The 22,604-nt window shown below is 72.4% G+C and carries 18 protein-coding genes and 1 pseudogene; 11 read left to right on the top strand and 8 right to left on the bottom strand.

Translation table 11 applies throughout. The features are described 5' to 3' along the window. Positions 1-24: 24 nt before the first annotated feature. Positions 25-936, top strand: a complete 912-nt coding sequence (locus AB0O28_RS17205) for an EamA family transporter (RefSeq protein WP_363641096.1) — start codon at positions 25-27, stop codon at positions 934-936. Between the two features lie 63 nt (positions 937-999). Here the strand turns inward: AB0O28_RS17205 and AB0O28_RS17200 are convergent. After that, positions 1,000-1,653: pseudogene (locus tag AB0O28_RS17200) on the bottom strand (GntR family transcriptional regulator); the annotation flags it as partial. A 118-nt stretch (positions 1,654-1,771) separates the two neighbouring features. On the opposite strand from AB0O28_RS17200, the gene AB0O28_RS17195 reads away from it, so the two are divergent. Next, positions 1,772-2,779: a COX15/CtaA family protein gene (locus tag AB0O28_RS17195; RefSeq protein WP_363641094.1), complete on the top strand. Its 1,008-nt coding sequence runs from the start codon at positions 1,772-1,774 to the stop codon at positions 2,777-2,779. Positions 2,780-2,785: 6 nt separating this feature from the next. Further along, the gene (locus AB0O28_RS17190) at positions 2,786-3,526 is read left to right on the top strand and encodes an ElyC/SanA/YdcF family protein (protein ID WP_363641092.1); all 741 of its coding nucleotides are present in this window, start codon (positions 2,786-2,788) and stop codon (positions 3,524-3,526) included. Positions 3,527-3,892: 366 nt separating this feature from the next. Here the strand turns inward: AB0O28_RS17190 and AB0O28_RS17185 are convergent, their stop codons facing one another. Together AB0O28_RS17185 and AB0O28_RS17180 are read right to left on the bottom strand one after the other, a co-directional pair. Next, positions 3,893-4,945, bottom strand: coding sequence for a lytic polysaccharide monooxygenase (locus tag AB0O28_RS17185; RefSeq protein WP_363641090.1), 1,053 nt, complete (start codon positions 4,943-4,945; stop codon positions 3,893-3,895). A gap of 231 nt (positions 4,946-5,176) precedes the next feature. Continuing rightward, entirely contained in the window at positions 5,177-6,391 is a 1,215-nt protein-coding gene (locus tag AB0O28_RS17180) for a CoA transferase (RefSeq protein ID WP_363641088.1), read from the bottom strand. 86 nt (positions 6,392-6,477) lie between these two features. On the opposite strand from AB0O28_RS17180, the gene AB0O28_RS17175 reads away from it, so the two are divergent. After that, entirely contained in the window at positions 6,478-6,708 is a 231-nt protein-coding gene (locus AB0O28_RS17175; RefSeq protein ID WP_363641086.1) for a hypothetical protein, read from the top strand. Positions 6,709-6,761: 53 nt separating this feature from the next. On the opposite strand, the gene AB0O28_RS17170 is transcribed toward AB0O28_RS17175, so the two are convergent. Beyond that, entirely contained in the window at positions 6,762-8,075 is a 1,314-nt protein-coding gene (locus tag AB0O28_RS17170; protein ID WP_363641084.1) for a PrsW family intramembrane metalloprotease, read from the bottom strand. A gap of 145 nt (positions 8,076-8,220) precedes the next feature. Between AB0O28_RS17170 and AB0O28_RS17165 the strand changes: the two genes are divergently transcribed. After that, positions 8,221-9,771 carry a N,N-dimethylformamidase beta subunit family domain-containing protein gene (locus AB0O28_RS17165; protein WP_363641082.1) on the top strand — a complete coding sequence of 517 codons (1,551 nt, stop codon included), beginning with the start codon at positions 8,221-8,223 and terminating at the stop codon, positions 9,769-9,771. A 94-nt stretch (positions 9,772-9,865) separates the two neighbouring features. On the opposite strand, the gene AB0O28_RS17160 is transcribed toward AB0O28_RS17165, so the two are convergent. The 3 genes from AB0O28_RS17160 to AB0O28_RS17150 all read right to left on the bottom strand — a co-directional run bounded on the left by AB0O28_RS17160 (position 9,866) and on the right by AB0O28_RS17150 (position 12,682). Then, a complete protein-coding gene (locus AB0O28_RS17160; protein ID WP_363641080.1) occupies positions 9,866-10,537 on the bottom strand; it encodes a serine/threonine-protein kinase in 672 nt (223 codons plus the stop codon). Then, positions 10,534-11,262: a hypothetical protein gene (locus tag AB0O28_RS17155; protein ID WP_363641078.1), complete on the bottom strand. Its 729-nt coding sequence runs from the start codon at positions 11,260-11,262 to the stop codon at positions 10,534-10,536. Before AB0O28_RS17155 ends, AB0O28_RS17160 begins: the two co-directional genes overlap by 4 nt. A gap of 475 nt (positions 11,263-11,737) precedes the next feature. Beyond that, a complete protein-coding gene (locus tag AB0O28_RS17150; protein ID WP_363641426.1) occupies positions 11,738-12,682 on the bottom strand; it encodes a heme o synthase in 945 nt (314 codons plus the stop codon). Between the two features lie 207 nt (positions 12,683-12,889). Between AB0O28_RS17150 and tkt the strand changes: the two genes are divergently transcribed. The 6 genes from tkt (at position 12,890) to pgl (ending at position 21,316) form a co-directional block, all read left to right on the top strand. Further along, positions 12,890-15,031, top strand: coding sequence for a transketolase (tkt, locus tag AB0O28_RS17145; protein WP_363641076.1), 2,142 nt, complete (start codon positions 12,890-12,892; stop codon positions 15,029-15,031). Positions 15,032-15,041: 10 nt separating this feature from the next. Continuing rightward, a complete protein-coding gene (tal, locus tag AB0O28_RS17140; protein WP_363641074.1) occupies positions 15,042-16,145 on the top strand; it encodes a transaldolase in 1,104 nt (367 codons plus the stop codon). Positions 16,146-16,152: 7 nt separating this feature from the next. Further along, positions 16,153-17,778: a glucose-6-phosphate isomerase gene (locus tag AB0O28_RS17135; protein ID WP_363641072.1), complete on the top strand. Its 1,626-nt coding sequence runs from the start codon at positions 16,153-16,155 to the stop codon at positions 17,776-17,778. Positions 17,779-18,058: 280 nt separating this feature from the next. Further along, positions 18,059-19,579 (top strand): glucose-6-phosphate dehydrogenase, encoded by a 1,521-nt coding sequence (gene zwf / locus AB0O28_RS17130; RefSeq protein WP_363641424.1) that lies wholly within the window; start codon positions 18,059-18,061, stop codon positions 19,577-19,579. 37 nt (positions 19,580-19,616) lie between these two features. Then, positions 19,617-20,540, top strand: a complete 924-nt coding sequence (locus AB0O28_RS17125) for a glucose-6-phosphate dehydrogenase assembly protein OpcA (RefSeq protein WP_363641070.1) — start codon at positions 19,617-19,619, stop codon at positions 20,538-20,540. Continuing rightward, the gene (gene pgl / locus AB0O28_RS17120) at positions 20,537-21,316 is read left to right on the top strand and encodes a 6-phosphogluconolactonase (RefSeq protein WP_363641068.1); all 780 of its coding nucleotides are present in this window, start codon (positions 20,537-20,539) and stop codon (positions 21,314-21,316) included. The genes AB0O28_RS17125 and pgl overlap by 4 nt, the downstream gene beginning before the upstream one ends. A gap of 238 nt (positions 21,317-21,554) precedes the next feature. Here pgl and AB0O28_RS17115 read toward each other — a convergent pair whose 3' ends face one another. Next, the gene (locus AB0O28_RS17115) at positions 21,555-22,493 is read right to left on the bottom strand and encodes a hypothetical protein (protein ID WP_363641066.1); all 939 of its coding nucleotides are present in this window, start codon (positions 22,491-22,493) and stop codon (positions 21,555-21,557) included. Positions 22,494-22,604: the final 111 nt, after the last annotated feature.

Here is a 22,604-nt window from a genome sequence, read left to right as displayed (position 1 = left end):
ATGGCAATTTGTGGGGTCGCCGGCATGACCGCTGAATCCCTTCCGGGGGCCGAGCCGTACCGAATGAGGCCGTCGCCGGGCAGGGCGCTTCGGGCCGCGTCGAACGCGATACCGCCGCCGGGGCTGGTGCTGCTGGGCATCCTGTCGGTCCAGGTGGGCGCGGGCCTGGCCAAGAACCTGTTCACGCAGCTGCCTCCTTCGGCCGTGGTCTTCCTGCGCATCGCGACCGGCGCCGTCATGCTGCTGGCCGTCGCCCGGCCCAAGGTACGCGGGCTGTCGCGCCGCGACCTCGCCGTCGGTATCGCGTTCGGGCTCAGCCTCGGCCTGATGAACCTGTCGTTCTACGAGGCCCTCGCCCGGCTGCCGATCGGGATCGCGGTGGCCATCGAGTTCATCGGGCCGCTCACCCTGGCCGTGGTGTCCTCCCGCCGCCGGCTCGACCTGCTGTGGGTGGCGCTGGCCGCCGCGGGCGTGATCCTGCTCGCCCCCTGGGGAGGAGCGGGGGCCGCGAGCTGGGTCGGCATCGGGTTCGCGGCGCTGGCGGGAACGTGCTGGGCCGCCTACATCGTGTTCTCCGCGGCCACGGGCACCCGCTTCCCCGGCGCGAGCGGGCTGTCGTTCGCCATGATCGTGTCCACGGTCGTCGTCGCGCCCATCGGCGTCACCGCGGGCGGGAGCGACCTGCTGCGGCCCGAGATCCTGCTGATCGGCGCGGGGGTCGGTCTGCTCTCCTCGGTCATCCCCTACTCACTGGAACTCGAGGCCCTGCGCCGGATGCCCAAGCGGGTCTTCGGCATCCTGATGAGCCTGGAGCCCGCCGCCGCCGCGCTCGTCGGCCTGTTCGTCCTGGGCGAGGTGCTCCAACTCCGCGAGTGGGCCGCGATCGGCTGCGTGGTCGTCGCCTCCATCGGCGCCACCCGCGCCGGCGGCGGCTGAGCCGTACCGCTCAGGCCGGGGCGGGCCGGCCGACCAGATCGCCCGCACATGCCGGAGATGGTGGTTCATCAGGCTCTCAACCGCCCCGGCGTCGCCGCGTACGACGGCGTCGAGGAGGTCGAGGTGCTCGCGCGCCGAGGCCGCCAGCATCCGGGCGTCGGGCAGCCCGCGCAGGCCGTAGAGCCGGGCCCGGGCCCGCAGGTCCCTGACGGTCCCGACCAGCCGGGCGTTGCCCGACAGGGCCAGCAGCCCGAGATGGAACCTCTGGTCGGCGGCGACGTAGGCGAGCAGATCGCCCCTCCCGGCGGCCGAGACGATCTCCTCGGCGATCGGGCGCAGCTCCTCCGCCTCCACGGCCCGGCGCTCCCGCGCGAGCCGGGCCACCGTGGGCACCTCGAGCAGCCGCCTGATCTCGATGATCTCGTCGAGGTCGCGCTCGGACACCTCCGCGACCCGGAAGCCCTTGTTGCGCAGGGCCTCGAACAGGCCCTCCTTGGCGAGATCGAGCATCGCCTCGCGCACCGGTGTGGCGGAGACCCCGAATCTGGCCGCCAGCGCGGGGGCCGAATAGACGACACCGGGCCGCATCTCCCCGGCCACCAGCGCGTCGCGCAGCGCCTGCGCCACCTGCTCGCGAAGGTTTCGCCGTGCTCCGCCGCCCGGCCCGCGGAGGTCGTCACGCGTGCGGTCCCCCGGTCCGTCCCACGCCCCGCCCATCGACCGGCCACCGCCCTCCTCGGTTCCGTACGGCCGATCGTACCGGCCGGTCCCGATGTGACGATCAAGGCGTACGGCGCGCGGGCCGGGGAGGGGACCACCCACAGGGCCGCCTACGATGAATTCCGTGAATCCCACGACTGACCGGATCCGCGGCACGCTGCTCGCCTTCTACCGCTCGTTCATGTCCCCGACGGGCGAGTCGATGCGGCGGTGGGCCCTGGCGGCGATCGTGGTCAACGTCGGCATCACCGTCACCGGCGCCGCCGTCCGCGTCACCGGCTCCGGCCTCGGCTGCCCGACCTGGCCCCGCTGCACGCCGGACAGCTTCGTGCCCGCGAGGATCGACACGCACGCGCCGGTCAACATGGCGATCGAGTTCGGCAACCGGCTGCTGGCGTTCCTCGTGCTCGCGGTCGCGGTCGCGTGTGTGATCGCCGCCTGGAAGCTGTCGCGGGGCGAACGCGGCCGGCCGGTCCTGCTGCGGCTCGCGCTGGTGCAGCCGGTCGGCGTCGTCGTCCAGGCCCTCTGGGGCGGGGTCGTGGTCCGCACGATGCTCAACCCGGTGACCGTCAGCGTCCACTTCCTGCTGTCCATCGGCATGATCGCCGCCGCCGTCGTGCTGTTCGCCCGGGCCGGCGAGGGCGACGCCCCTCCCGAGCGGGTGGTCCACAGGGACATCCGCACGCTCGGATACGTGCTCGCCGCGGCCACCCTCACGCTGCTGCTGGCCGGGATGGTGGTGACCGGCACCGGGCCGCACTCGGGAGACGAGGCGGCCTCCCGTTTCGGCTTCGACATCCAGAGCGTGGTGCGGCTGCACACCGACATCGCCTACGTCGTCGTCGGGCTGACGTTCGCCCTCCTGTTCGCCCTCCACGTCACCGGCTCCCCCGGCCGGGCCCGGCGCGGCGCGCTCGTGCTGCTCGGAGTGGAGCTGTCCCAGGGCGTGGTCGGGTACGTCCAGTACTTCCTGGCCGTCCCCGCGGCCCTGGTGCTCCTGCACGTGCTGGGAGCGACGCTCGTGTGGGTCTGCGCGCTGCGCGTCGTGTTCCGGCTGCGGACCCGGGGCCCGGTGCCCGCCCTCGCTCCCGAGCAGCCGGAGCTCCACCACGCGGGGGTGTGACCCCAGGTGGAGGGATCGCCGGGCTCCTCCTCGCTCAAGGGCGTCCTGTCGTGGGCCGTCCGCCCCTGGACCTGGTCGCGTACGGCCCTGCGCAGGGGTTTCCAGTGCCTGGTCGCCCTGAGCGTGCTGCCGCTGACGCCGATGACCTGGGTCTGGCTGACCAGCGCCGCCCACCGGGTGACGGCCGAGCCGGGCACGCGCTGGACCGCCGAGGTGCCCGCGATGCCGGCCGCGCTCGTGCTGGGCGCGGGCGTCCTGGGCGGCCGGCCGAGCCCGATGCTGCGCGCCCGGCTCGACATCGCCGCGGAGCTGTACCGCACGGGCAGGGTGCGGGCCCTGCTGCTGTCCGGCGACAACAGCCGCAAGGACTACGACGAGCCCTCGGTCATGCGCGACTACCTGGTCGCCCGGGGCGTGCCGGCGGCGAAGATCGTGCTGGACTACGCCGGGTTCGACACGTGGGACTCCTGCGTACGGGCCAAGACGATCTTCGGTGCGTCCCGTCTCGTCGTCGTGACCCAGGTGTTCCATCTCGCCCGTGCCGTCGCGCTGTGCCGTACGGCCGGGCTGGACGCGTTCGGCGTCGGTGACGATTCGAGCCGCGACTGGCCGGTCGAGACGATGGCCTACGCCGTCAGGGAGTTCCCCGCCTCGGCCAAGGGCCTGGTCGACAGCCTGGTCCTGCACTCCTCGCCGCGGTTCCTCGGCCGGCGCGAGACCGCGCTCGACCGCGCGCTGGCCGGCTGACTCCCGCCTCCAGGACCGTGGCGGGGACGGCGGCGAGCGGCCGCCGAGAGGGCGCGACGGGCGGCCGTGGCGGGAGGCGCGACGAGCGGCCGTGGCGAAACTTTCATCGTGTGCCGCGCTCTGAGCTGGGCGGACATGCCGGGCCGGGGCGGGTCCGCTGGCCGGTGACGGCGCGGCGCGTTAGGGTCCGGCCACGTGGGAGCGCTCCCACCACCCCAGAGGGAGGTGAGGCCACACCCACAGTGGCTATCGCACCGCGGGTACGAGGCGGATCCTCCTCCGCCCACCCATCGCGCAACGCCCGGGGGTGCCGCCTGGCGGCACCCCCGGGCGTCTCCCGCGGATCCTGCGCCGCGGGAACCGGCGTCAGCCGCAGCTGATGTCGCTGATCGACGGCGTGGCCGAGCCGGCGCCGAGGAACCCGGCCGTGGCCGAGGCCCCCGGGGCCAGCGAGGAGTTCCACTCAGGTGCGTGGATCATCGCGAACGGGCCGCTCTGCATCGACGTTCCGTTCCACGCCTGGCTGATCGTCGCGCCGTTCGACATCTGCCACTGGACGTACCAGCCGTTGAGCGGGCCCGTACCGGTGTTCTTGATCGTGACCTCGCCCTGGAAGCCGCCCTGCCAGGTGTTGGTCAGCTTCACCGTGGCCGTGCACGCCGGGTTCCCGGCCGGGGAGGGCGAGGGGGTCGGCGACGGGTCGTTCGTGCCGGGCGAGACGCGCGGCGACGGGCTCGGCGAGACGCCGTCGTTGAGGAAGTTCACATCCGAGCAGCCGTAGAAGGTCTCCTGGCTGTCGGACCGGTACCACACGGCGTAGATGACGTGCCGGCCGCTCTTGTTCGGCAGCTTGCCGGAGAAGCGGTAGGCGCCGTTGGTGACGGCGGGCTCGGGGTCGGCCGTGAGGAACGGCTGCTCCTCCATGTCCGCCCAGGTCAGCGGCTTGGTCGGGTTGTAGCCGTCCTTGGTGACGTACAGCTTGAAGCCGCCGGGGTGCGGCACCCACGCGCCGTAGACGAAGTCGTAGGTGCTGTTCGCCTTCAGCGTGGTGGTCGGCCAGTCGGTCCTCGGCGCGTCGTAGGCGGCGTACTTGCTGAAACCGCCGCTGCAGAGCTGGCCGTCGGGGATGAAGCCCCGGGTGCGGCCGCCCCCGTCGGAGCGCAGCACGCCGTACCAGTCGTAGAGCGGCTGGGTGCCGCCCGCCGCCACGGCGTCCTTGCAGGCGGCGTTCTTCGGGATGATCTGGCCGCCGGTGAGGCCGTCGGTGTAACACGCGTACGTGCGGCTCGCAGGGGCCTGCAGGGCGCCGTGCGCCTCGGCGGCGGTCTGCGTCAGGACCGCGACGAGACCGGCGAGCACGGCCGCCACCGCGGCGAGGACGGCGAGCCTGCGCCCGGATTTCAATGACAGCGATCTCATAGGGGGTTCTCCTCATGATGGGCGGGCACGCCTTCCGCGAAAGGACGCGCCGTCGGGGCTGTCGTACGAGAAGAACGCATGCGGCATCGCCGCACGCCCTCCTGGAGCCCACCCATCATGTGGCCACCGCGCAACAGTGATTGAAACACGTACGGGCCGCCGGGGCCAAGCGGCCCAGCCGGGACCGGCACGGTCGCCGGCGGCGTGGTGGCCCGGGCTCGGCGGGCTGCGTCAGGTCACCTGAGGCGGCGTGGGGACGCCGTCGGCGCTCCGGGCCACCTCCGCCCGGATCGCGGGACCGTCGGCGTCGAGCACCGGTGGCGCGGCGTGCTCGCGGCGGGTGGTCTCCGTCTCGCCGTCCGGGCCGGGAGAGAAGAAGCGCAGCGGCGGGCCGGGCAGCCGCAGCCGGCCGAGGGTGGCGTGCTCGACGTCGACGAGCAGCCCCTGCGACAGGGTCTGCTCCCAGGCGTAGACCTGATCGATCGTGCGCACCTTGCCGGCCGGGATGCCGGCCGCGGCCAGCCGGGCCAGCAGTTCCTCGGCGGGATGCTCCGCGAACGCGTCCTCGATCAGCTCGATCACCCGCTGCCGGTTGCCCACGCGCTCGCCGTTGGTCGCCATCCCCGGCGCCTCGGGGTCCAGGCCGAACTCACCGCAGAGCCGGCGCCACAGCGACTCGCTGCCGCACGACAACTGCACCGATCCGTCCTTGCAGCGGAACAGCCCGTACGGCGCGATCGACGGATGGTGGTTGCCCTGCGGCCGGCCGGCCCGGCCGGCGACCGTCCACGCCGTCCCCTGGAAGGCGTGCACACCGACGATCGCCGCGAGCAGCGAGGTGCGCACCACCTGGCCGCGGCCGGTGCGTTCCCTTTCGATGAGCGCGGCAAGCACGCCGTAGGCGCCGTACATGCCGGCCAGGAGGTCGCCGATGGGGACCCCGACGCGCTGCGGGTCGTCCGGCCCTGACCCGGTCAGGGACATCAGCCCGGCCTCGCCCTGGGCGATCTGGTCGTAGCCCGCCCGGCCGCCCTCCGGTCCGTCGTGCCCGAAGCCGCTGATCGACAGCGTGACCAGCCGCGGGTTCAGCTCGGCCAGGACGTCGGTGCCGAACCCGAGCCGGGCCAGCGTGCCGGGCCGGAAGTTCTCCAGCAGCACGTCGGCGCGGCGCAGCAGGCCCGTGAGCACCTCACGGTCGGCGTCGTCCTTGAGGTCGAGGGCGATCGACTCCTTGTTGCGGTTGGCCGACAGGAAGTAGGTCGACTCGCGGTCGCCGGTCTCGGGCTGTACGAACGGCGGCCCCCAGCCGCGGGTGTCGTCCCCGCTTCCGGGGTTTTCCACCTTGATGACGCGGGCGCCGAGGTCGCCCAGCATCATCGCGGCGTGCGGCCCGGCGAGGGCGCGGGTGAGGTCGACGACGAGCACACCGTCAAGTGGTCCTGACACGGCGACTCCGTTCCTTGAGTCGGCCGGGGCCGCGGTCCGGGCCGGCCGACGGCGGCCACGGTCCCCGAGCGCGGGTGTGGCGGTGCGTGGGATGTCCGTACGCCCCCGGCACCGGCCGACGCGTACGGCCTCGCGCCGACGTCAGCCTACGGCGACGGGCGCAGGCGCGCCCTGAGGCGGGAGAGGAAACCGGTGACGAGCCCGGCGACGCGTCTCCCGCCGGCGCCAAGACTCCCGAGCAGGCACTGGCCGAAGGCAGCGTGGCGTCGGGCGACCCCGCGCTTCTCCACCGGTTCGTCGAGGCGGTCCGCTTCTGACCGTCCTCACGGCGGCGGCAGGTTCCGGCCACGGCCCTCCGGCCGGGCGGCGCCTACGGCTTGCCCAGCCCCGGATCCTGCGGCCCGTCCCCCGAGGGCGCCGGGCCGTGCCCGTACGGCCCGGGCGGAGGCCCGTAGCCGGGTCCGCCCGGCTGAGGAGGGTGGCCCGGCCATCGGCCCGGAGCCGGCGCCCCCGGGGCGTATCCCGGCGGGGGCACCCCTCGCGCGGCGTTCGCCTGGTGGCGTTCGGGCAGCGGGAACGACAGCCGGGCGTAGGCCATCAAGTTCGCCAGCGACCGCTGCTGGGCGCGGAAGGTCTCCTCGTCCACCCCTCCCCGCGCCGCACGGGCGTGCAGCAGCCCGAGCTCGGTGGACGCGACCTGATAGTCGATCATGGCTCGTGCCCCGGCTCTGCCTCCGTGTGCCTTGGCCCACGCCCTGGCCTGCCGCCGCCGGCGCAGGGACGACAGCATGAAGATGTCGGCCTGGTTGATCAGCCCGTTGCGCTCGTACGGCGGCAGATAGTGCTGGATCAGGCCGACGATCCGCCGTCTGTCCCGGAAGATCACGATGAGCTCGACGACGAGCAGCACCATCAGCAGCAGGTAGGCGATGGCGAGCCCGCCGAGGCCGGCGAAGGAGGCGAAGCCGTTCCAGAGGCCGTGCAACAGCATGGCGCCGATCCACCCGATGACGATGACGACGACCCCCACCGCACCGCCGCGCTGCGCGGCGTACGCCACCGCGATGCCGATCAGGGAGGTGAACAGCGGATGGGCGAAGGGCGACAGCACGGCCCGCAGCACGAGCGTGGCGGCCAGCCCCTGCGCGCCGTTCTCCTCCAGGGCGGCCAGGTAGTAGCTGACGTTCTCCGACATGGCGAAGCCGAGCCCGACCATGCTGGCGTAGATGATCCCGTCGGTGGGCCCGTCCAGCTCCTGCCGCCGGAACCACAGCAGCCCGAGAAGGACCAGCCCCTTGGCCGTCTCCTCCACGGGCGGGGCGCCGAACGTGGCGACGAGGTTGCGCGCGCTGGTCGTGTCCCCCAGCTGATGGGCCACGTAGACGAGGTTGAGCGAGTTGAGCACGCCGGCGAGCAGGACGGCGATGCCCGCGCCCCAGGCGAACGCGAAGATCAGGTTGCTGCGCGGCTCCGGCTCCATCCGGTCGAGGGCGAGCACGCCCGCGAGCAGCAGCGGCACGGGGGCCACGGCGAGCCCGAGCGCGATGAAGAACTGGACCGGCTCGCCGTTGATGATGTCGAAGGAGAACGACACCAGGGCGCAGATTCCGGCGACGACCAGACCCACGATGAGGCCGATGGACGGACGCTCCCTGAGAACGGCGCGGGGGTCGAGGCCTGCCACTGTGCGACTGTAACCGACCACGCCCGCCGCGGTCCCCCTCCGGCCCCAAAAGATCCCCATGCATTCCGTGCCGGGACAAGTATCTCGCAGCCCGGTCGCGCGGCCTGTCCCGAGCACGTCCCGGTTGCGGGCACAATGGGCGATCATGGATGTCGCACCACGTGACGGGCTCGGACGTCGCGGATTCCTCCGTGTCGCGTGCGCCGCCGCCGTCGGTTCGGTCGCCGCATGCGCGCCCGGGTCCCGCGAGGCCTCCGCTCCCGCCTCCCCCGCCCCCACTCCCACCCCCACTGCGGCGGCCGGGAAGCCGGTGGGGGAACGGCTGCTGCCCGGCGACCCGGACTGGCGGGTGCGCAGGCGCGGCCCCGATGAGGCGATCGAGGGCTACAGCGACCGCGCGAGCGTGCTGCCCGGGGAGAAGTTCGGGCTGCACGTCTCCACCACCGAGGGCCGCTACCGGGTCACGGCCTACCGGATGGGCTGGTACGGCGGGACACTCGCCCGCCGGGTGTGGCGTTCGGGGTGGATGAGGGGACGCGACCAGGGCCGCGGACGGCTCGTCGGCGACACCCGCACCATACGGGCCGGGTGGCGGCGCACCCTGACCGTGACCACCGAAGGCTGGCCGGAGGGGGCCTACCTGCTGCGACTGGACACCGAGCGCGGCCACCAGCGGTACGTGCCGCTGGTCGTGCGCTCGGCCTCCGGGGCGGGCCGCACGGTCCTGGTCCACGCCACCCCGACCTGGCAGGCGTACAACCGGTGGGGCGGCTACAGCCTCTACTACGGCGAGGACGGCCGCTACGACAGCCGCTCGCTCGCGGTCAGCTTCGACCGCCCCTACGACAGCACCGGGATGGAGAAGTTCCTCATCCACGAGCGGCCCGTGGTGGCGCTGGCCGAGCGGCTCGGCCTGCCCCTGGCGTACACGACGGGCGGGGACCTGGAGGCCGGCGACGACGTGCTCACCGGCGCCTCCGCGGTGATCTTCCTCGGGCACGACGAGTACTGGACGCCCGGGGTGCGCCGCGCCGTGACCGAGGCCCGCGACGCCGGCGCCAACCTGGCCTTCCTTGGCGCCAACACCTGCTACCGCCGGGTCCGGATGGAGGAGGACGGCAAGCTGGTGGTCTGCTACAAGACCGCGGTGGACCGCGACCCGCTGGTCCGCACGCGCCCGTCGCTGGCGACGACCGACTTCCGGGCGGCGCCGAAGGCCGATCCCGAGTCGTCCCTCATCGGGGTCTACTACGACGGATATCCCGTGGACGCGCCCTTCGTGGTGCACGAGCCCGGACACTGGATCTTCGAGGGCACCGGCGTGCGCCGCGGCGACGCGTTCCCGCACCTCGTGGGCGTGGAGTACGACCGGGTCAACACGGACGTGCCGACGCCGAGGCCGCTGCAGATCCTCGCCCACTCGCCGGTGACCTGCGCCGGGCGGCCCAGCTTCGCCGACGCCGCCTACTACACGGCGCGGAGTGGGGCCGGGGTGTTCGCCTCGGGGACCATGCGGTGGGCCGAGACGCTCATGGCACGCACCCGCGACCTGCCGCGGGCGCACGGGATCGACGCGCGTACGCGGGCCTTCGTCACGACCGCGACGACCAACCTGCTGAAGGGCTTCGCCGAGGGCCCCGCCGCCGAGCGCCTGCCCGCCCCCGACGACAACGTACGGAAGACCTACCGCCGCTGACGCCCAGGCGGTCGCCGGCAGGGCCCTCCATGCATGATCCCGGCCGGGTCTGGTCGGTCGCCGGGTGGCCGCGCCTGGGCCGGCTGACAGGGCGTCAGAACTCGTCCAGGGCCCTGGCGATGCCGAAGTCGACCACGCGCGGTCCGTCCGGAGACAGGATGACGTTGGCGGGCTTCAGGTCGCGGTGCACCACACCGGCGGCGTGGATGGACACGATCGCCTCCGCCAGACCGTACAGGCCGTCCCCGGCCAACGGGCCGTGTCCGCGTATGTAGGCGTCCAACGTCGGCCCGGCGACGTACTCGGTGGTCGGCCAGGGCTTCTCGGCGGTGGTGTCGGCCTCGATCACATGGGCGATGCACGCACCGGCGACTCTGCCGGCGACCGCGGTCTCCCGCGCGAAGCGGGCGCGAAATTCCCCGTTCCCGGCGAAGGCCGGGTGGACCACCTTGACCACGACCCTGCGGCCGTCGGGACCGACTCCCGCGTAGACGACTCCCATGCCTCCCGATCCGAGCCGTCCCACCAGCCGGTACCCCCCGACCCTCGCGGGGTCGGCCGCGCTCAGCGGACCGATCGCCGCCGGTGTGGCGGCCGCGGGCTCTGGTGGCTCCTTCCACCACAGCCAGTACGGCGGTGCGGGGGGCCAGTCCGGATCCGGTCCCTCCCAGTCGGCAGGAGATTCCCAGTCGTCGGGAACGGTCCATCCGGGCGGCGGGTCGAACGACCACCCGTCCGCGGGCCGAGGGGGAATGGTGCCGCTCAAATCTCGGCCTCGCTGCGCGCGGGCAGGCCCTGCTCGGTGGCGATGGGATTCCACAGCCGCACGAACTCGGTCTTGGCCGCGGTGGCGTCCTCGGACGCGGCGTTGCCCGCGTCGTACGCGGAGTCGCCCACGGTACGCCCCCGGCATCCGCCGTCGCGATACCGCTTGGCCCACTTCAGGTACGCCTTGTCCGCCCGGTAGGAGGTGGTCAGCGCCCGTACGAGGGCGTCCTTGAGCTCGTCCCCGTCCCGCAGGGCGCCCGTCTCGAGTTCTTCGGCCTGGCCGGCCTGCCCGCCTCGTTGACTGGTCACTCTCTCGATGGCCTCGACCCCCTCGGCGACCTCGGAGCACCGCAGGATCCGGCTCAGGGCCTGCCGCAACGTTCCGCGGCTGGGCTTGCTCTGGTCGAGCAACGCGTCGACGGCCGCCGCCTGCTCCCGAGTCGGGATGCTCTCCGCGCCCGGCTCCGGTTCCGGGGTGTCAGCCGCGCCAGCGGCCCGGGCCGCCGATGCCGACACGGATTCGGGCGCCGTCCCCGCGGGCGCCTCGGCCTCCGTGGCGGCTGCCGGGTCCTTCACCCACCAGATCCAGTAGGGCGGAGCCTCGGGCCAGTCGTCCTCGGGTCCCGACCAGGCCGCCGTCGGCACCCAGTTCTCCGGAGGGGACGGCCACCCGGGCGGTGCGTTGAACCTCCAGCCGGGACCAGGCCGGGGAGGAATGGCCACGAAGTCCTGCTTCACGTCATATCGATCAGTGCGGGGAGATTATCCACATATAGGCGCGACAGCACCAGACGGGGCTAGACCTGAGATAAGAGGCGAAAGGGTAAAGAGTGATAGAAGGAGGTACATAATCTCGCCCCATCGGCGACCTCGACGTCCCGGTCTGCCGGCTGTCGCTCGAAGAACCCGGCCAGAAAACCGTGGGCCTCGGTCCGCACCGCACCACCCGGGGTCGCGGCCCTCGGATACGGCAAGACCGGCGCCCCCGTCTCGCTCGCCACCGGTCCCGGGGCCCGGGACTGACGACGCGCGGCTACCACCACGACAGCGGCGCCGGACCAGCGCGGAATTGAACCAGCACAAAAAAAGAGGTCCCGTCCGAAGTTCGGATGGGACCTCTCCTGCTTTCGCAGGAACGCCACGGCTCGTGCGTCGGCGCGTTCCAGCCGGCCGGAAGCGGCGGCCGGGCCGGAAAGGGTCAGACGAGCAGAGAGTCGAGCGCGACGGCGAGGAACAGCAGCGCCAGATAGATGTTCGACCAGTGGAAGAACCGCATCGGGCGCAGGTCGACGCCGGTCTTGCCGGCGTTCACCCGGCCGAGGAGGCGGTAGACCTCCACCAGGCAGACCACGCCGAGCACGAGCGCGGCCGCCGGGTAGAGCAGGGAGGTGCCGGCGATCGGCCACAGCAGCAGCGAGCACAGCACGGTGGCCCAGGTGTAGGCGACGACCTGCTGAACGACCCGGCGCTCGGTGGTGACCACCGGGAGCATGGGCACGTCGGCCGCCGCGTAGTCCTCGCGGTATCGCATGGCGAGCGTCCAGGTGTGCGGCGGCGTCCAGAAGAACACGACGCCGAACAGCACGACCGGGGCCCACGACAGCTCTCCGGTGATGCCGGCCCAGCCGATCAGCACCGGCATGCAGCCGGCGATGCCGCCCCACACGATGTTCTGCGAGGTGCGCCGCTTGAGCACCAGCGAGTACACGAAGACGTAGAACAGGATCGCGCCCAGCGACAGCACCGCGGCCAGCCCGTTGACCGTGAGCGCGAGTCCGAGCGTGGAAAGAGTGCCGAGAATCACACCGAAAACCAGCGCGCCCATCGGCGACACGTCGTGCTTGGCGAGGGGCCGCCTGCGGGTGCGCCGCATCGTCCGGTCGATGTCCCGGTCGATGTAGCAGTTCAGGACGTTGGCGCTGCCCGCCGACAGGGTGCCGAACACCATGGTGGCCGTGGCGATCCACAGATCGGGAAGACCGTGCGCCGCGAGGAACATGACCGGCAGGGTCGTGATCAGCAGCAGCTCGATGATCCGGGGCTTGGTGAGCGCCACGTAGGCCTTCACGAGCGCCCCGACGGAGCGGGGAGCCGTGGCCGTCGCGGTGGACCCGATGGGGGCCACCGTCTGCTTGTTCGTCAAGACCGTCAAGGCGCTTCCAACACGTGCGGGGTCAACGCGTAACCTCTGATTAGGGCGGATCTCCGGGCAGCAGCCGGCACTTGGTCAATCACTGTAGTCGCCACCGCAGGTGGTCCCCCAATCGGGGCCGAACCCGCAGGCGCCGTTACCGAGGTGGCTACCAAACGGTATTACGGCGAACCCGTTAGGGTCCCCTGTGGGCGGGAAATGCCAGAACCGGCGCGAAAACAAGAGGGGATCGAGCAGTTGAGCAGCGCAAGCCTTGAGTGGAGTGACCTTGACCGGCAGGCGGTCGACGTCGTGCGGACCCTGGCGATGGACGCCGTGGAGAAGGCGGGATCGGGTCACCCCGGCACCGCTATGAGCCTCGCCCCCGCCGCCTACCTTCTTTTCCAGCGGGTCCTGCGTCACGACCCCTCGGATCCCAAGTGGGCGGGACGGGACAGGTTCGTCCTGTCCTGCGGGCATTCGAGCCTGACGCTTTACATCCAGCTGTACCTGTCCGGCTACGGCCTGACCCTGGACGACCTCAAGGCGCTCCGGCAGTGGGGCAGCCTCACTCCGGGCCACCCCGAGTACGGCCACACGGCCGGCGTGGAGACCACGACCGGCCCGCTCGGCCAGGGCATCGGCAACGCGGTCGGCATGGCCATGGCGGCCCGGCGCGAGCGCGGCCTGTTCGACCCGGACGCCGCGCCCGGCACCTCGCCGTTCGACCACATGATCTGGTGCTTCGCCTCCGAGGGCGACCTCGAGGAGGGCATCAGCCACGAGGTCAGCGCGATCGCGGGCCACCAGAAGCTCGGCAACCTGGCCGTGGTCTTCGACTCCAACCACATCTCCATCGAGGACGACACCCAGATCGCCCTGTCCGAGGACATCGCCAAGCGCTACGAGGCGTACGGCTGGCAGGTCCTGGAGGTCGACTGGACCGCCACGGGCGAGTACAAGGAGGACGTCCAGGCGCTGTACGAGGCGATGGAGGCGGCCCGCGCGGAGACCGAGCGGCCGACGTTCATCAAGCTCCGTACGATCATCGGCTGGCCGGCGCCCAACAAGCAGAACACCGGCAAGATCCACGGCTCGGCCCTGGGCGCCGACGAGGTCGCCGCGACCAAGCGCGTCCTCGGCCTGGACCCCGACAAGAGCTTCGATGTCCCGGCCGAGGTGCTGAGCCACGCGCGTGAGGTCGTCGAGCGCGGCCGGGCCCTGCGCGCCGAGTGGGACAAGGGGTACCAGAGCTGGCGCGAGGCCAGCCCCGAGAGGGCGGAGCTGTTCGACCGGATCTCCAAGCGCAAGCTGCCCGAGGGCTGGGACAAGGCCCTGCCGTCGTTCGAGATCGGCTCGCAGGTCGCCACCCGCAAGGCGTCCGGCGAGGTGCTGAGCGCGCTCGCGCCGGTGCTGCCGGAGCTGTGGGGCGGTTCGGCCGACCTGGCGGAGTCCAACAACACCACCATGAAGGGCGAGCCGTCCTTCATCCCGGACGAGTACCAGACCAAGGAGTTCCCCGGGAACCGGTACGGCCGGACACTGCACTTCGGCATCCGCGAGCACGGCATGGGCGCGATCCTGAACGGCATCGCGCTGCACAACGGCACCCGCCCCTACGGCGGCACGTTCCTGGTGTTCAGCGACTACATGCGGCCCTCGGTGCGGCTCGCCGCGCTGATGAAGCTGCCGGTGACCTACGTCTGGACGCACGACTCGATCGGTCTCGGCGAGGACGGCCCGACCCACCAGCCGATCGAGCACCTGTGGGCGCTGCGCGCGATCCCCGGCCTCGACGTCGTCCGCCCGGCCGACGCCAACGAGACGGCGGCCGCGTGGAAGGCCGTTCTGGAGAACAACGACCGCCCGGCGGGCCTCGCCCTGACCCGGCAGAACGTCCCCAACCTGGACGGCGCGGGCGACCCCGACGCCGTCGCGAAGGGCGGCTACGTCCTGCAGGACGCGTCCAACGGCCAGCCCGAGGTCGTGATCATCGGCACCGGCAGCGAGGTGCAGCTCGCCGTCGAGGCCCGCACGATCCTCGAGTCGCAGGGCATCCCGACCCGCGTGGTCTCGATGCCGTGCGTGGAGTGGTTCCGTGAGCAGGACGCCGCCTACAAGCAGACCGTGCTGCCCCCCGCCGTCAAGGCGCGGGTCGCGGTCGAGGCGGGAATCACGCTCGGCTGGCGCGAGTTCGTGGGAGATGCGGGCGAGGTCCTCGGTCTCGACCACTTCGGCGCCTCCGCGCCGTACAAGACGATCTACGAGCAGTTCGGCCTCACCGCCGACCGCGTCGTCGCCGCCGCCAAGGCCAGCCTGGCCAAGACGGGCGCCGACAAGGGCGAGACGACCGGAAACTGAGGGACGAAGGATGAATGAGAATCTGAAGCGGCTGACCGACGCCGGAGTCTCCATCTGGCTCGACGACATCAGCCGGGAGCGGCTGCGCTCCGGCAACCTCGCCGCCCTGATCCGCGACAAGAACGTGACGGGTGTCACCTCCAACCCCACGATCTTCGCCTCGGCGCTCAGCAAGGGTGACGCCTACGACGCGCAGCTGCGCGACCTCGCCACCCGCGGCGTGACGGTCGAGGAGGCCGTACGCGCGATCACCACGTTCGACATCCGCTGGGCGGCCGACGTGCTGCGGCCGGTCTTCGACGCCACCCGCGGCGTCGACGGGCGCGTGTCGATCGAGGTGGACCCGCGCCTGGCCCGCAAGACCGAGGCGACGATCGCCGAGGCCCGCGCGCTGTGGTGGCTGGTCGACCGGCCGAACGTGCACATCAAGATCCCGGCGACCGTGGAGGGCCTGCCGGCGATCACGCAGGCCATCTCCGAGGGCATCAGCGTCAACGTCACGCTGATCTTCTCGCTGGAGCGGTACCGCCAGGTGATGGACGCCTGGCTGAGCGGGCTGGAGAAGGCCAAGGCCAACGGCCTCAACCTGGCCACGATCGAGTCGGTCGCGTCGTTCTTCGTCAGCCGCGTCGACACCGAGATCGACAAGCGCCTCGACAAGGTCGGCACGCCGGAGGCCGCCGAGCTCAAGGGCAAGGCCGCCGTGGCCAACGCCCGCCTGGCGTACGCCGCGTACGAGGAGGTCATGAACTCGCCGCGCTGGCAGACGCTGCGCGCGGCCGGGGCGCACCCGCAGCGGCCGCTGTGGGCCTCCACCGGTGTGAAGAACCCCGACTTCCCCGACACCCTGTACGTGGAGCAGCTCGTCACGGCCGGCGTCGTCAACACGATGCCGGAGAAGACGCTGGACTCGACGGCCGACCACGGACGGATCTCCGGCGACACGATCCGCCCCTTCTACCAGCAGGCGTGGGACGTCATGGCCTCGCTCAAGCAGGCCGGCATCGACTACGACGACGTCGTCCGCGCGCTGGAGGAGGAGGGCGTCGAGAAGTTCGAGACGTCCTGGAGCGAGCTGCTGGAGACCGTCGACGGCGAACTGCGGAAGGCCTGATCTTCATATGACAATCGAGGTGACCCTCGGCGACGAGGCTGACGCCGTCACCGCGGTCAAGGACAAGCTCGTGGCCGAGGGGGTGCCCGCGGCTCTCGCCGCGGGCGACCCCGCCCTCTGGGGCCCGCAGGCGCAGCCCGAGGCCTCCATCCGGCTGGGCTGGCTCAACCTGCCGCAGACGAGCCGTGAGCTGCTGCCGCAGATCGGCACGCTGGTGGAGCGGGCCCGGGCCGCGGGCCTGGACCACGTCGTGCTCGCCGGCATGGGCGGCTCCTCCCTCGCCCCCGAGGTGATCTGCGCCACCGAGGACGCGCCGCTGACCGTCCTCGACACCACCGACCCGCACCAGGTGCGGCGGGCGCTCGCCGACCGGCTCGACCGCACGATCGTCGTGGTGGCGAGCAAGAGCGGCGGCACGGTCGAGACCGACAGCCACCGGCGCGTCTACGAGCAGGCGTTCCGCGACGCCGGCATCGACCCGGCCGAGCGGATCGTGGTCGTCACCGACCCCGGCTCCCCGCTGGAGCGCACGGCCAACGAGGCCGGATACACGGTCGTGCTCGCCGACCCGAACGTGGGCGGCCGCTACAGCGCGCTCACCGCGTTCGGCCTGGTGCCGAGCGCCCTGGCGGGCGCCGACGTGGCCAGGCTGCTCGACGACGCCGCCGCGGTGGCTCCGCTGCTGGCGCAGGACGAGGGCAATCCGGGCCTGGAGCTCGGCGCGCTGCTCGGCGCGCGGGCGCTGCAGGGGCGCGACAAGCTCATCCTGCGCGACGCGCCCTCCGACATCGTCGGCCTGCCCGACTGGATCGAGCAGCTCATCGCCGAGTCGACCGGCAAGGAGGGCAAGGGCATCCTGCCCGTCGTCGGCGCGGAGGCGGCCGAGGCCGGCGACCAGTTCCTCGTGACCATCGGCCCCGACAGCGGCACGACCGTCGACGGACCGCTCGGCGCGCAGTTCCTCGTCTGGGAGTACGCGACGGCGGTCGCGGGCCGGGTGCTCGGCATCAACCCGTTCGACCAGCCGAACGTCGCCGAGTCGAAGGAGAACACCACCCGGATCCTGCAGGAGGCCGGGGACGGCCCGCTGCCGACCGGCACTCCGATGCTCACCGACGGCCCGGTCGAGGTGTACGGCGACGTGCCCGGCGACCTCAAGAACCTGGCCGACGTCCTCACCTGGCTGCTGCGCGCGATCCCCGAGCGCGGCTACCTGGCCGTCATGGCGTACCTCGACCGCGAGGCCGCGTTCGACGCGGCGGTCGTCGGCGAGGCGTCCTTCGAGGAGATGACCGACACCTGGGCGAGCGCCGACGTCGCCACCCTGCGGGCGCTGCTCGACTACCGGACCGACCACGCGGTCACGTTCGGCTGGGGGCCGCGCTTCCTGCACTCCACCGGCCAGTACCACAAGGGCGGGCCCGAGGCGGGCGTGTTCCTGCAGATCACCGGGGCGGTGACCGACGACGTCGAGGTCCCCGGCAAGCCGTACACGCTGGGCAGGCTGCAACTCGCGCAGGCGCTGGGCGACCTGGGAGCCCTCACCTCCCGTGGCCGTCCGGCGGTCCGCCTGCACCTCACCGACCGCGTCGCCGGAGTCAGGCACCTGCTCTCCGTGGCGGAGGAGCTCTGACCATGCGATGCGTTACAGGCGAAGGGCCCGTCCGCAGGGAGGACACATGACGGAGCAACAGGAGCCGCAGGCCCCCGCCGACGACGCCCGGCAGGAGCCGGAGGCGGGCGGCGGCGCCGCGCCCGATGCGCGCAGTGGCACTGCGCCCGAGGTGCCTGGCAGCACCGCGCGGCAGGCGGCAGAGGAGCTGCCGCAACAGGTGGGGGACGACCTGACGGCCGCCGAGCGTGCGGTCCTGGCCGCCGCTCAGGCCGCCACGACCGCGACGACCGAAGTGACCATGGCTGCCAACCCGCTGCGCGACCCGCGCGACCGGCGCCTGCCGCGGGTGGCCGGGCCGTGCGTGCTCGTGCTGTTCGGCGTCACCGGCGACCTCGCCAAGCGCAAGCTGCTGCCGGCGATCTACGACCTGGGGAACCGGGGGCTGCTGCCCCCGGGCTTCTCCCTGGTCGGCTTCGCCCGCCGCGACTGGGCACACGAGGACTTCGCCCAGGTCACGTACGAGGCGGTCAAGGAGCACGCGCGGACGCCGTTCCGCGAGGAGGTCTGGAAGCAGCTCAGCGAGGGCATCCACTTCTGCCCCGGAGAGTTCGGCGACGACGGCGCCTTCGACGTGCTCGCCATGATGCTGAAGGAGATCGACGAGACCCGGGGCACCGGCGGCAACTACGCCTTCTACCTGTCGGTGCCGCCGAAGTTCTTCCCGCTCGTGATCGAGCAGCTCAAGCGGACGAACCTGGCCAAGGGCCCCGAGGGCTCCTGGCGCCGGGTCGTCATCGAGAAGCCGTTCGGGCACGACCTGAAGAGCGCGAGGGAGCTCAACGAGACCACCAGCGCGGTGTTCCCGGAGAGCTCGGTCTTCCGGATCGACCACTACCTCGGCAAGGAGACCGTCCAGAACATCCTGGCGCTCCGCTTCGCCAACACGCTCTACGAGCCGATCTGGAACCGCGGCTACGTCGACCACGTCCAGATCACGATGGCCGAGGACATCGGCATCGGCGGCCGGGCCGGCTACTACGACGGCATCGGCGCGGCCCGTGACGTGATTCAGAACCACCTGCTCCAGCTCCTCGCGCTGGTCGCGATGGAGGACCCCACCTCCTTCGACGCCGACGCGCTGCGCCGGGAGAAGGAGAAGGTGCTGCGGGCGGTCAAGCTACCGGCCGACCTGGCCACCGGCACCGCCCGCGGGCAGTACACGCGGGGCTGGCAGGGCGGCGAGCCCGTCGTCGGCTACCTGGAGGAGCAGGGCATCTCCTCCGACTCCGCCACGGAGACGTACGCCGCGGTGAAGCTGGAGGTGGCCAACCGCCGGTGGGCCGGGGTGCCGTTCTACCTGCGGACCGGAAAGCGGCTCAGCCGCCGGATGACCGAGGTGGCCGTCGTCTTCCAGCGGGCGCCGCATCTGCCGTTCAGTAAGGACGACACCGAGATCCTCGGGCACAACGCGCTGGTCATCCGCGTGCAGCCGGACGAGGGCATCACGGTGCGCTTCGGCTCCAAGGTGCCGGGCACGGCCATGGAGGTCAGGGACGTCAACATGGACTTCGCCTACGGCGAGTCGTTCATGGAGTCCTCCCCCGAGGCGTACGAGCGGCTGCTGCTCGACGTGCTCATCGGCGACCCGCCGCTGTTCCCGCACCAGCGGGAGGTGGAGCTGTCGTGGAACATCCTCGACCCGATCGAGGAGTTCTGGGCCTCCCAGGGCCAGCCCGAAGGGTACGAGTCCGGCTCCTGGGGGCCGGCCTCGGCCGACGCGATGCTGGCCAGGGACGGACGCGCCTGGAGGCGGTTGTGAGCAAGACGCATCCGGGGCGGATCGAGCGGAGAGCGGTGTGACGACCTTCAACCTGACCGAGACGACCGCGTCGAAGATCTCCTCGACGCTCACCCGCCTGCGGCACCAGATGGGCGCCCCCGCCGTCGGCATGGTGCTGACGCTCGTCGTGGTGGTGGACGAGGCGGGGCAGTACGACGCGCTGCGCGCGGCCACCGATGCGGCGCGCGAGCACCCCTCGCGCATCCTCATGGTGATCAACCGCGACCCGGCCGAGCCCAACCGGCTGGACGCGGAGATCCGCGTGGGCGAGTCGGCGCCGGGCGAGGTCGTGCTGCTGCGCCTTTACGGCGAGCTGACCGAGCACGCCGACTCCGTGATCACGCCGCTGCTGCTCACCGACACGCCGGTGGTGGTGTGGTGGCCGGGCGAATGCCCCGACGTCCCCGCCAAGAACGCGGTCGGGCACCTGGGCAGCCGGCGGATCATGGACGCCAAATCGGCCGGGGACGCGGTCGCCGCCATCTCCTCGCGGGCCGGCAGCTACGTCCCCGGTGACACGGATCTGACCTGGACCCGGCTCACGCCGTGGCGCAGCCTGCTGGCCGCCGCCTTCGACCAGCCCATGGGGAAGATCACCAGGGGTGTGGTGGAGGCCGCGGCGGGCAACCCCAGCGCGCCGCTGCTGGCCGCCTGGCTGTGCGACCGGCTGGAGGCGCCGATCGAGGTCGCCGACTCCTCCGGCCCCGGCCTGACCGGCGTACGGCTGTCGATCGAGGGCGGGGGCGAGCTGACGGTGAGCAGGAGCGACGCCAGGCTCGCCACGCTGTCGCGGCCCGGCAACCCCGACCGGCGGGTCGCCCTGGCCCGGCGGCCCACCTCGGAGCTGCTGGCCGAGGAGCTGCGCAGGCTCGACCCCGACGACATCTACGCCGCCGCGATCCGCCGCCTGGCGGAGATGAAGGGTCAGGGGGGCGGGTGAGCGACGTTCCCGGCGTCATCGTCCACCGCGACGCCGAACTGCTGGCCCAGGCCGTGGCCGCCCGCCTCATCACACGGCTGGTGGACACCCAGGCGGCCCGCGGGTCCGCGCACCTGGTGCTGACCGGCGGCAGCGTGGGCATCGCGACGCTCGCCGCCCTCGCCGGGACGGCGGCGCGCGACGCCATCGACTGGCGGGCGCTCGACATCTGGTGGGGCGACGAGCGGTTCCTGCCGACCGGCGACCCCGAGCGCAACGAGACCGGGGCCCGCCAGGCCCTGCTCGACCACGTCGACGTGGACCCGGCGCGGGTGCATCCCATGCCGGGCCCCGACTCGGGGATGACCGCCGAGGAGGCGGCCGACGCGTACGCGGTGGAGCTGGCCAAGGCGGCACGGCCGGAGGACCACGGGCCGGTGCCCTCGTTCGACGTGCTGCTGCTCGGCATGGGCCCCGACGGGCACGTGGCCTCGTTGTTCCCCGACAAGCCCGCGGTCTACGAGGAGGAGCGGCCGGTCGTGTCCGTGCACGGCTCCCCCAAGCCGCCGCCGACCCGGGTGTCGCTGACGTTCCCCGCGCTGCGGGCCGCCAGGGAGGTCTGGGTCGTCGCCGCGGGCGAGGAGAAGGCGCAGGCGGTCAGGATGGCGCTGTCCGACGCCGGGCCCTTCCAGATCCCGGCCGCCGGGGCACGCGGGCGGCAGCGCACGCTGTTCCTGCTCGACCGCGCCGCCGCGCACAAGATCCCGCCGTCTCTGGGACGGATCGCCTCCCCCTGACGGGAGATCACATCGGAACGGCCGGGCCGGGGCTCACCCCCGCCCGGCCGTTCCGATGTGAGACGTCACCACGGTGAGACGGCCTCGCCCGTGATGAGACGTCACCACGGTGAGACGGCCTCGCCCGTGGTGAGACGTCACTGCGCCGGCCGGAAGCTCCGGTCCTCGCGAAGCCCGCTCCGCTGGGCCTTCGCTGCGGTCCTCCCTCCCGCCCGCTCCGCTCCTCCCCGCCGCGCCCTCATTCCCGGCCGGAGCGGGCCTCGTCGAGGGCGGCACGGGCCTCGTCCACGCGTACACGGGCGGAACGGGCGGCCCGTTCTGCGCTCGTCTCCTCCCGGCGGGCGACCTCCAGCCGGTGTTCGGCCGAATTCAGCTTGGTCCTGGCCTTGGCGAGCTTGGCCGCGAGCGTCTCGACCTTGGCCGTGCGCCGCTCGTGCTCGCGTACGGCCTCGGCCCGTTCGGCCTCCCAGCCGGCACGGCCCCGCTCCGCCTCGGCGGCGGCTCGTTCGGCCTCGGCGAGGGCCTCCTCCAGTCTCCCGATGCGGCGTTCGCGCTCCGCTTCCAGCCGTTCCCGCTCCGCTCTGTCGCGTTCCTCCTCGGCGGCCCGGCGCTCGGCCTTCGACGGCCGGGCGGTGCCCTTGTCTCGCGCCTTCGGTGCGGGCTGCTCGCGTGCTGCCGGTTCGGGTGCGGGCCGTACGACGGGGGCGGGAGTGAAGCCGCTGTAGCTGAGGGGGCGGCTCAGCCGTCCCCGGCGCACCTGCTCGGCCGCGTCCTCGTCCACGACGGCGGCGTCGAGGGTCTGCTCGATCTCCAGCTCGGCCGTGGAGGCCAGCGGATGCCCGGCCGTCTCCGCCGCCTCGCGCACGGATCGCACGAGACGGGCGATGAGCGGGGTCCGTTCGCGTCCGGCCTCGGCCAGAGCGTCCGCGTCCTGGGCCCGCCAGGCCTCCCGCAGCCGGCGGCCGAGGTCGAGCAGCCGGCCGAGCTCCTGGCTCTGTTCCCGGGCCGTCCGGTTGACGGCCCAGGCGACGACCGTGGGCTTACGCAGGGCCTTGATCCTCTTGGCCAGCGCGGCGTCGCCGGCCGCCTTCGCCTCCTTGGCGAGCGCGTCACGGGCCGCGGTGAAGTCCTCGGGCATCATGCCGTAGAGCCGATCAGCCGCCTCGTCGAAGTCCACAGACCACCTGTACCTGAGTTTCCCGTGCCGTTCTACCGGCACCGGCGGTATCTCTCATTCCGGCACCGGACAGCCGTGCCGTGCCACATCAGGTAGCCGCGAGTCGACAGC

This window comes from Microbispora sp. NPDC088329 (assembly GCF_040685655.1).
Classification (GTDB): domain Bacteria; phylum Actinomycetota; class Actinomycetes; order Streptosporangiales; family Streptosporangiaceae; genus Microbispora.
The sequence above is the reverse complement of the archived record's forward strand: the minus strand, read 5'-3'. Positions and strand labels throughout refer to the sequence as shown.